This is a genomic window from Acidovorax sp. KPB24-03, assembly GCF_057546605.1.
This window is the reverse complement of sequence record NZ_BAAJYR010000146.1, coordinates 1-8,965: the sequence shown is the minus strand read 5'-3', so window position 1 is coordinate 8,965 and position 8,965 is coordinate 1. Positions and strand designations below refer to the sequence as shown.

General features: G+C 68.9%; 7 protein-coding genes. 5 read left to right on the top strand and 2 right to left on the bottom strand.

Translation table 11 applies throughout. The features are described 5' to 3' along the window. From AC27KI_RS15035 to AC27KI_RS15020, 4 genes are all read left to right on the top strand, one after another. Nucleotides 1–673, top strand: a 673-nt coding sequence (locus tag AC27KI_RS15035) for an NAD(P)/FAD-dependent oxidoreductase (RefSeq protein ID WP_487114532.1), incomplete at its 5' end; no start/stop codon positions are given. After that, nucleotides 670–1,653: a tRNA glutamyl-Q(34) synthetase GluQRS gene (gene gluQRS / locus AC27KI_RS15030; RefSeq protein WP_487114530.1), complete on the top strand. Its 984-nt coding sequence runs from the start codon at nucleotides 670–672 to the stop codon at nucleotides 1,651–1,653. The genes AC27KI_RS15035 and gluQRS, both read left to right, overlap by 4 nt. Next, nucleotides 1,623–2,417: a tRNA (guanosine(46)-N7)-methyltransferase TrmB gene (gene trmB / locus AC27KI_RS15025; protein WP_284431203.1), complete on the top strand. Its 795-nt coding sequence runs from the start codon at nucleotides 1,623–1,625 to the stop codon at nucleotides 2,415–2,417. Before gluQRS ends, trmB begins: the two co-directional genes overlap by 31 nt. Nucleotides 2,418–2,444: 27 nt before the next feature. Next, nucleotides 2,445–3,491, top strand: a complete 1,047-nt coding sequence (locus AC27KI_RS15020; protein WP_284431204.1) for a GGDEF domain-containing protein — start codon at nucleotides 2,445–2,447, stop codon at nucleotides 3,489–3,491. A 73-nt stretch (nucleotides 3,492–3,564) separates the two neighbouring features. Here AC27KI_RS15020 and alaS read toward each other — a convergent pair whose 3' ends face one another. Both alaS and AC27KI_RS15010 read right to left on the bottom strand, forming a co-directional pair. Then, nucleotides 3,565–6,192 (bottom strand): alanine--tRNA ligase, encoded by a 2,628-nt coding sequence (gene alaS, locus AC27KI_RS15015; protein ID WP_487114528.1) that lies wholly within the window; start codon nucleotides 6,190–6,192, stop codon nucleotides 3,565–3,567. Nucleotides 6,193–6,405: 213 nt separating this feature from the next. After that, nucleotides 6,406–7,530, bottom strand: a complete 1,125-nt coding sequence (locus AC27KI_RS15010) for an ROK family protein (RefSeq protein ID WP_317354334.1) — start codon at nucleotides 7,528–7,530, stop codon at nucleotides 6,406–6,408. A 280-nt stretch (nucleotides 7,531–7,810) separates the two neighbouring features. Between AC27KI_RS15010 and AC27KI_RS15005 the strand changes: the two genes are divergently transcribed. Next, the coding region (locus AC27KI_RS15005) for a multifunctional CCA addition/repair protein (protein ID WP_487114526.1) at nucleotides 7,811–8,965 on the top strand (1,155 nt) is incomplete at its 3' end.

Genomic DNA, 8,965 nt, shown 5'->3' with positions numbered 1-8,965 from the left:
GCTCACCGGCTGCCGCGTGACCCGCATCGAACGCGACCCCATGGACGGCAAGCGCTGGCAACTGCGCACCGAGTCGCCCGATGGCGCGGCGCAGGTGCACGCGGGGTTCGACGCGGTGCTGCTCGCGCAACCCTCCGTGCCGGCGCTGGCGCTGCTGCAGGCCTCCGGCACCGCGTCGGGCACGACCGTTGCGCCGTCGCTGCACGCACCGCTGGCCCAGGTCACCATCGCCCCCTGCTGGACCCTCATGCTGGCGTTTCCCCAGGCGGTGCGGCCGGGCCTGACCACGCTGGGACCGCAGTGGAACGCGGCGCGCAGCACCCACCACCGCATCGCCTGGCTGGCGCGCGAGTCCTCCAAGCCCGGGCGCGGCCCGGTGGAGCGCTGGACCGTGCAGGCCAGCCCCGCGTGGTCGCGGGAGCACCTGGAGGACGGCGAAGCCCGGGTGCAGGCCAAGCTCACCAAAGCGTTCTCCGAGGTGACCGGCATCCGCGCCGAGCCCGCGCACGCCGAGGTCTGCCGCTGGCGCTATGCGCAAACGCTCGCGCCGCTGGGCCGCTCGCACCTGTGGGATGCCAAGGCCGGCATCGGCCTGTGCGGCGACTGGTGCCTGGGCCATCGCCTGGAAGACGCCTTCGTCTCGGGACTGGAACTCGCCCTCGCGGTGGCATGACGCTGGGCGCCCTCTCCCGCTACATCGGCCGTTTCGCGCCGTCGCCCACGGGCCCGCTGCATGCGGGCTCGCTGGTGGCGGCGCTGGCCAGTTGGCTGGACGCGCGCTCGGCGCACGGGGGGCGCGGCGGGCAATGGCTGGTGCGCATCGAAGACGTCGACACCCCGCGCTGCGCGCCCGGGGCCGACGCCATCATCCTGTCCCAGCTGGCCGATTGCGGCCTGCTGCCGGATGGTCCGGTGATGCGGCAGTCGGAGCGTGGCCTGCCATACCAGCAAGCGCTGGACCGCCTGCTTGCCCAGGGACAGGCTTACCCCTGCGCCTGCTCGCGCAGCGACATCGAGCAGGCCCAGGCCCGGCTCGGCCATGTGCGCCAACCCCATGTGGAACTGCCCTACCCCGGCACCTGCCGCGGCGGGCTGCAGGGTCGGCCGGCACGGTCCTGGCGGTTCCGCGCATCGGAAATTCAGAAAAAATCACCGCCCCGTCCAGGGCCGTGCGAGCGCGATGCGGGGCCTTCGCTCGCGCGGGACGGCGTGGTATGGGAAGACCGCCGGCTGGGCGTGCAATCGCAGGACGTGGCGGGCACGGTCGGCGACTTCGTGCTGCGCCGCGCCGATGGGCTGTGGGCCTACCAGCTCGCCGTGGTGGTGGACGATGCCGACCAGGGCATCACCCACGTCGTGCGCGGGGAAGACCTCGCCGACAACACGCCGAGACAGATCCTGCTGCAGCACGCCCTCGGCCTGGCCACGCCGCGCTACCTGCACACGCCGCTGGTGTATGCGCCCGACGGTGCCAAGCTCTCCAAGCAGCACGGCGCGCCGCCGGTGGACACGCGCGAACCCGTCAAGGCGCTGGCCGCCGCCGCGCACCAGTTGGGCCTGCCGCCGCTGGTGCGGCCAAACGACACCCCGGTCGGCCATGCGCTGGAGCTCTGGGCGCGGGCATGGTCCGGAATCTACAATCGCTCACCGTGACAGAAACGCAATTGCCCCTGGCCGATGCCGGCCCGACGAATCCCCCCGAGCAGCGCCCTGCGCGCGCGGGCGGCGGTGCCCCCGCCGACGTCCCCTATCCCAAGACCATCAAGAGCTATGTGCGCCGCGCAGGCCGCACCACCACCGGCCAGGCCAAGGCCTTCGAAGAGCTGGGGCCCCGCTTCGTGCTGGACTACGCCCCCCAACCCATCGACGCACCCGCCGTGTTCGGCCGCAGCGCCCCGCTGGTGCTGGAGATCGGATTCGGCATGGGCGAGGCCACCGCGCACATTGCCGGCGTGCGCCCGCAGGACAACTTCCTTTGCTGCGAGGTGCACGAGCCCGGCGTGGGCGCGCTGCTCAAACGCATTGGCGAGCAGGGCCTGGCCAACATCCGCATCCTGCAGCACGACGCGGTCGAGGTGATCGACCACATGGTGCCGCCCGGCACGCTGGATGGGATCCACATCTTCTTTCCCGATCCGTGGCACAAGAAAAAGCACAACAAGCGCCGCCTGATCCAGCCGCCGCTGGTGGCCAAGCTGGCGGCCCGGCTCAAGCCGGGCGGCTACCTGCATTGCGCGACGGACTGGCAGCCGTACGCCGAACAGATGCTGGAGGTGCTGTCGGCCGAGCCCCAATTGGCCAATACCGCTGACGGCTACGCGCCGCAGCCCGACTACCGCCCCCTCACCAAGTTCGAAAACCGTGGCCTGCGCCTGGGGCACGGTGTGTGGGACGTGGTGTTCGTGCGCCGAAGTTGACCGCATGACTGCAGAATCGACGCATCCATGAAGCCCATTCTCGACAACCTGGTCGAAATGACCGGCCACCGCGACCATCTTCGGCTGGAGGTGTCGGTGCTCTCCACGCTCCAGAAGCTGCCCGCGATCAAGGCGGTGCGTGCGCTCGAAATCTTCAAGGACGATGGCATTCCATACGTGCGGCCGCGCACCTGGTGCGACCAGGGCCAGATGGTGTCGACCAACTCCGAAGCGGCGGCCGATTCCCGCCGCGAGCCGCTCACCCAATACGCCGCGCTGCACGAGTGCATCTTGCAGAAGGAGCGGCGCGCGCTGCATTCGCTGCGCAAGGGCGAGCACACGCTGTGGATGCCGGTGTGGATGCACGACGAGGTGCACGCCTGCATCGAGGTGACGCAGTCGCGGCCGTTCTCGGTGCACAAGCTGGACGTGATCCAGAGCGTCTTCTACGTCTACCAGAACTACCAGAGCCTGCTGGACTACAGCGAGCGCGATGCGCTCACGGGGCTGTTCAACCGCAAGACCTTCGACGAGCAGTTCGCGCGCCGCGCGGGCGTGTCCGGCAGCGTGCGCATCGCGGCCGACGAGATGCTCGCGGACGGAGACGGTGCCGACACCAGCGAGCCGCTGCAGCAGTGGCTGGCGGTGGTGGACATCGACCATTTCAAGCAGGTCAACGACCGCTTCGGCCACCTGTATGGCGACGAAGTGCTGATCCTGATCGCCAACATCCTGCGCTCGTCCTTCCGCAGCCACGACCGCATCTTCCGTTTCGGGGGCGAGGAGTTCGTGGTGCTGCTGCGCTCGACCACTCTCTCGACCGCGCACAAGGTGTTCAACCGCTTCCGCCTGGCGGTGCAGGAATACAACTTTCCGCAGGTGGGCCGGGTCACGGTCAGCCTGGGCTTCGTGTGCACCGACCGCGGTGCGCCGGTCGAAATCCTGGGCCAGGCCGACCAGGCCCTCTACTTCGCCAAGGAAAACGGCCGCAACCGGGTGTGCTACTACGACGAGCTGATCGACCAGGGCCACCTGCACACCAAGGTGTCCAACGACGACGTCGAACTGTTCTGACCGGCCGGCCCTGCGGCTGGCCAAACAACAAAGGCCCGCGATGCGGGACTTTGTTTTTGCGGCGCCCTGAAAATCAGAGGCGTTCGCCCACCCAGCCTTGCACGGATGCCAGCGCCGCGGGCACCGCGGACGCATCGGTGCCACCAGCCATGGCCATGTCAGGCTTGCCGCCGCCCTTGCCGCCGACCTGCTGGGCCACGAAGTTGACCAGCTCGCCGGCCTTGACCTTGCCCACGCTGTCGGCGGTCACGCCGGCCGCCAGCTGCACCTTGTCGCCATCGACGGCCGCCAGCACGATCACGGCGGACTTGAGTTTGTCCTTGAGCTTGTCCATGGTGTCGCGCAGGGTCTTGGCATCCGCGCCGGGCAGTTGGGCCGCCAGCAGCTTCACGCCCTTGATGTCCACCGCCTGGGCGAGCATCTCGTCGCCCTGCGCCGAAGCGAGCTTGCCCTTGAGTGCGGCCACTTCACGCTCCAGCCCCTTCACCTGGTCCAGCGTCTGGCCGATGCGGCCGTTCAGCTCGGCCACCGGTGCCTTCAGCACGCTGGCCGCACGGGTCACGGTGTCTTCGAGTTGCTGCAGATAGGCCAGCGCGTTGCTGCCGGTGACGGCCTCGATCCGCCGCACGCCGGCCGCCACGCCGCCTTCGGCCACGACCTTGAACAGCCCGATGTCGCCGGTGCGCGCCACGTGCGTGCCGCCACACAGTTCGCGGCTGGTGCCGATGTCCAGCACCCGCACGCTTTCGCCGTACTTCTCGCCGAACAGCATCATGGCGCCGGTCTTCCGGGCCGACTCGATGTCCATCACGCGGGCGCCGGTGGCGGTGTTGGCCAGGATTTCCTCGTTCACGCGGCGCTCGATCTCGCGGATCTGCGCATCGGTCACCGGGGCATTGTGGGCAAAGTCGAAGCGCGTGCGCTCGGCGTTCACCAGCGAGCCCTTTTGCTGCACATGGCTGCCCAGCACTTCGCGCAGGGCCTTGTGCATCAGGTGGGTGACGGAGTGGTTGCGCATGGTGGCGGCGCGCAGCGCCGTGTCCACCTCGGCCGTCACGGTGTCGCCCACGTTCAGGGTGCCCGCTTCCAGGCTACCGTGGTGACCGAACACGTCGGCCTTGATCTTGAGCGTGTCGGCCACCGCGAAGCGGGCCGAGCCGCTGGCGATGACGCCCTGATCGCCCACCTGGCCACCGCTTTCGGCGTAGAACGGCGTGGTGTCGAGCACCACGACGCCCTCCTGCCCCGAGCGCAGCGCGGCCACACCGACGCCGTCCACATAGATGGCAGTGATCTTGGCGGTCTTCTCGGCCAGTTGCTCGTAGCCGGTGAAGCGGTTGACGTCGCCGGTGTACTCCAGCGCCTTGTCCATCTTGAACTTGCCGGCCGCGCGGGCCTGGGCCTTTTGCTTGTTCATGGCTTCGGCGAAACCGGCCTCGTCCACGGTCACGCCGCGCTCGCGGCACACGTCGGCCGACAGGTCGAGCGGAAAGCCGTACGTGTCGTGCAGCTTGAAGGCCACATCGCCGGGCAGCACCTTCGCGCCGCCGGCCAGGGCGGCGTCCAGGATTTCCATGCCGTTGGCCAGCGTCTCGAAGAAGCGCTCCTCTTCGGTCTTGAGCACGTCGGTGATGCGCTGCTCCTGCTCGCGCAGCTTGGGGTAGGCGTCGCCCATCTGCTGGGCCAGGTCCTTGACGAGCTTGTGGAAGAAAGGCGTCTTCTGGCCCAGCTTGTAGCCATGGCGGATGGCGCGGCGCACGATGCGGCGTTCGACGTAGCCACGGCCTTCGTTGCTCGGCAGCACACCGTCCACGATGAGGAACGAGGTCGCGCGGATGTGGTCGGCGATCACCTTCAGCGACGGGTTGGACAGATCGGCCGTGTGGGTCTCGCGGCCCGCGGCCTTGATGAGCGCATCGAACAGATCGATCTGGTAGTTGCTGTGCACATGCTGCAGGATGGCGGCCAGGCGCTCCAGGCCCATGCCCGTGTCCACGCATGGTGCGGGCAGCGGCTTGACGGAGCCGTCCTCGGCCATGTCGAACTGCATGAACACGTTGTTCCAGATCTCGATGAAGCGGTCACCGTCCTCGTCAGGGCTGCCGGGCGGGCCGCCGGGGATCTCGGGGCCGTGGTCGTAGAAGATTTCGCTGCAGGGGCCGCAGGGGCCCGTGTCGGCCATCATCCAGAAATTGTCGGACTTGTAGCGGCCGCCCTTGTTGTCGCCGATGCGGATCACGCGCTCGGGCGGCAGGCCGATTTCCTTCGTCCAGATGTCGTAGGCCTCGTCGTCCTCTTCGTAGACGGTGGCCAGCAGGCGTTCGGCCGGCAGCTGATAGACCTCGGTGAGCAGTTCCCAGGCCCACTTCAGCGATTCGCGCTTGAAGTAGTCGCCAAAGCTCCAGTTGCCCAGCATTTCGAAGAACGTGTGGTGGCGGGCCGTGTAGCCCACGTTCTCCAGGTCGTTGTGCTTGCCACCCGCACGCAGGCAGGCCTGGACGGAGGTGGCGCGCTGGTAAGGACGCTTGTCGGTGCCCAGGAACACGTCCTTGAACTGCACCATGCCCGAGTTCGTGAACATCAGCGTCGGGTCGTTGCCCGGCACGAGCGGGCTCGACGGAACGATGGTGTGGCCCTTCGACGCGAAGAAGTCGAGGAAAGTCTTGCGGATGTCTGCGACGCTGGAAGTGGGCTGGCTCATCTTGGAATCTGGTGGGGTGCCGAGGTGCCTCAACGCATGTGAGGCCCATGAAGTCCCGGCGAGGGCTGGGGACGTCGATTATAGGTTTCGGGGCATGCCGGAGGGCGGCCCGCCCTATTGGGCAGCGCGGCGCCCGCCCAAGGCGCCGGAGATCGGCCCTGCCCTGTCCTGCGGGTCTTCCGCGCCCTGCCCCGCCCGGCGCGGGCCTGCGGCTCAGCCGTCCGCGCGGTTCGTGTAGCTGGCGTTGCCCAGGCCCGTGCCCACGGTGAGCACGGCCCAGTGTTTCACGTCGGTGGTAAAAGGCAGCTCCGACAGGCCCTGCACCACCGCATCGTTGTGCAGGCAGACCTGCGTGCGGCCCTGGCCGATGTAGGGCAGGCGCTCGCACAGGTCGCGCGGCAGGTGAAAACGGATGCTCTCCCAGTTGCCCGGCAGGTTCTGCGTGCCGCCCGCCAGCGACCCGTCTTCGCAGACCAGCCCCGGGCAGGCCACGCCGACGTAGGGCGCGAGGCGGATGTTTTCCTTCTCGGCATGGGCCACGAGGTCTTCCAGCATCTCCGCGATGCCTTCGACCAGTTCGTCGCGCTTGGGGGCGTCGTCGGCATGGCCCCACTTCTCGCGGATCAGCACCTCGGCCTTGGACATGTCGGGCGCGCTGTGCAGGTGGGTCTGCACGATGCCGCAGCGCACGTTGGTGCCGCCGATGTCCACAGCCAGGATGGCGTCGTAGCTCTGCAGCAGCGCCGGCGGCGCCAGGTGCACCCAGCCGATCAGGCCACCCTCGTCCGCGTGGTGGTGCAGGGTGCGCAGTTCGACGGAGGTCTTTTCCTTCTTGAGGATTTCGGCAGCCCGGGCGATGGCCCTCTCGCCCACTTCGCTCTGGTGAAAGCCCCCACCGATGATCACGCGCTTCACGCCGCGCCACGTCTTGTGCTTGAGAAAGCACTGCACCACGTGGGACAGCTGCAGCGCATAGTCCTCCGAGGCAGCCTCGATGGCGCGGGCGGCGGTGCCGTCCTTTTCGAGCAGCTCGTCCAGGCGCTGCTTGCTGATCTCGCGCGTGGGCTTGCTGCCCAGTGGGTCCTTGCCGGCCATGTCGGTGTAGAGCTTGCGCCAGGCATCGAGCATTTCGCGGAAGGCGGTGCGGCTGGCGTTGTCGCCCACAAAGCCGTCGCCGTCGCGCAACTCCAGGCTGTACCCGTCGATGGTGACCGAGGCCAGGCGCAGGTCGCCGTGCGGTCCCAGCACGCACAGATCGCGCTGCGCCTTGATGTCCTTCTCGCTCACGGCCGGACCGGCGGGTTTGTCTTTTTCTTTCTCTTTGTCTTTGGATGCCATGCGTTCCCTGAATCGGATGCGGGCCCGCGGCGCGGGCGACCCGCCGATGGTGGCTCGACCGGGCCCCGGCCCTCCGTCAGCCAAGACGCCCTTTGTCGTCGGACAGTGCCGCGATGCACACCCGGCCCCACAAGTCACAAAAACGTGATCTGCTACGAATTTAGTAGCAATACAGGCATGAAATCCGCCGGCATGGCACCTGTTTGGCCTTGAATCGATCGCGCGGACCGTTGGGCAGATGCCAACCGGGTCCGCAACGCCGCGCCGTACACTGCCGCCCATGCAAATCTACATGGTAGGCGGCGCGGTGCGCGACAGGCTGCTGGGCCGCCCGGTCAACGACAGGGACTGGGTCGTCGTCGGCGCCACGCCCGACGAAATGGCGGCGCAGGGCTACCTGCCCGTCGGGCGCGACTTCCCGGTGTTCCTGCATCCCCAGACGCACGAGGAATACGCCCTGGCGCGCACCGAGCGCAAGAGCGGGCGCGGCTACCGCGGCTTTGCGGTGCAGGCCTCGCCCGAGGTCACGCTGGAGGAGGACCTCTCGCGCCGCGACCTCACGATCAACGCCATCGCGCAGCCGGCCGATGCGGCCGGTGCCTCTGCCGCCGCCCCCTCGGCAACGCATGGCCTGTGCGACCCCTACGGCGGCGTGCGCGACCTGCAGGCGCGCGTGCTGCGCCACGTGACCGACGCCTTCCGCGAAGACCCCGTGCGCATCCTGCGCGTGGCACGCTTCGCCGCGCGCTTCACCGACTTCACCGTGGCCCCCGAGACCCTGGCGCTCATGCGGGAGATGGTCGAGGCCGGCGAGGTGGATCACCTGGTGGCCGAGCGCGTCTGGCAGGAACTGGCCCGCGGCCTGATGGAGCCCGCGCCCTCGCGCATGTTCGAGGTGCTGCGCGCCTGCGGGGCGCTGGCCGTGCTGCTGCCAGAGCTCGACCGCCTGTGGGGCGTGCCCCAGCGCGCGGAGTACCACCCCGAGGTCGACACCGGCGTGCACGTGATGATGGTGCTGGACATGGCCGCGCGGCTGCAGGCGCCCCTGGCCGTGCGCTTTGCCTGCCTGGTGCACGACCTCGGCAAGGGCACCACTGCGGCCGACGTGCTGCCGCGCCACGTCGGCCACGAAACCCGCAGCGCCGAACTGCTGCGCGACGTGTGCGAGCGCCTGCGCGTGCCGGTGGACTGCCGCGAAACCGCGGACGTGGTGGCGCGCGAGCACGGCCACATCCACCGCAGCGCGGACCTCAACGCCGCCGCCCTGGTGCGGCTCCTGGAGCGTTGCGACGCCCTGCGCAAGCCGGCGCGCTTTGCCGAGGTGCTGCTGGCCTGCGAATGCGACGCGCGGGGCCGGCTCGGCTTCGAAGAGACACCCTACCCCCAGCGCCCCCGGCTGGCGGCCGCCCTCGCCTCAGCGCAGTCGGTCGTGACG

Excerpts from the sequence above, each read along its gene's own strand:
- gluQRS (WP_487114530.1), top strand. The coding sequence starts at position 670 with ATGACGCTGGGCGCCCTCTCCCGCTACATCGGCCGTTTCGCGCCGTCG.
- trmB (WP_284431203.1), top strand. The coding sequence starts at position 1,623 with ATGGTCCGGAATCTACAATCGCTCACCGTGACAGAAACGCAATTGCCC.
- AC27KI_RS15020 (WP_284431204.1), top strand. The coding sequence starts at position 2,445 with ATGAAGCCCATTCTCGACAACCTGGTCGAAATGACCGGCCACCGCGAC.
- alaS (WP_487114528.1), bottom strand. The coding sequence starts at position 6,192 with ATGAGCCAGCCCACTTCCAGCGTCGCAGACATCCGCAAGACTTTCCTC.
- AC27KI_RS15010 (WP_317354334.1), bottom strand. The coding sequence starts at position 7,530 with ATGGCATCCAAAGACAAAGAGAAAGAAAAAGACAAACCCGCCGGTCCG.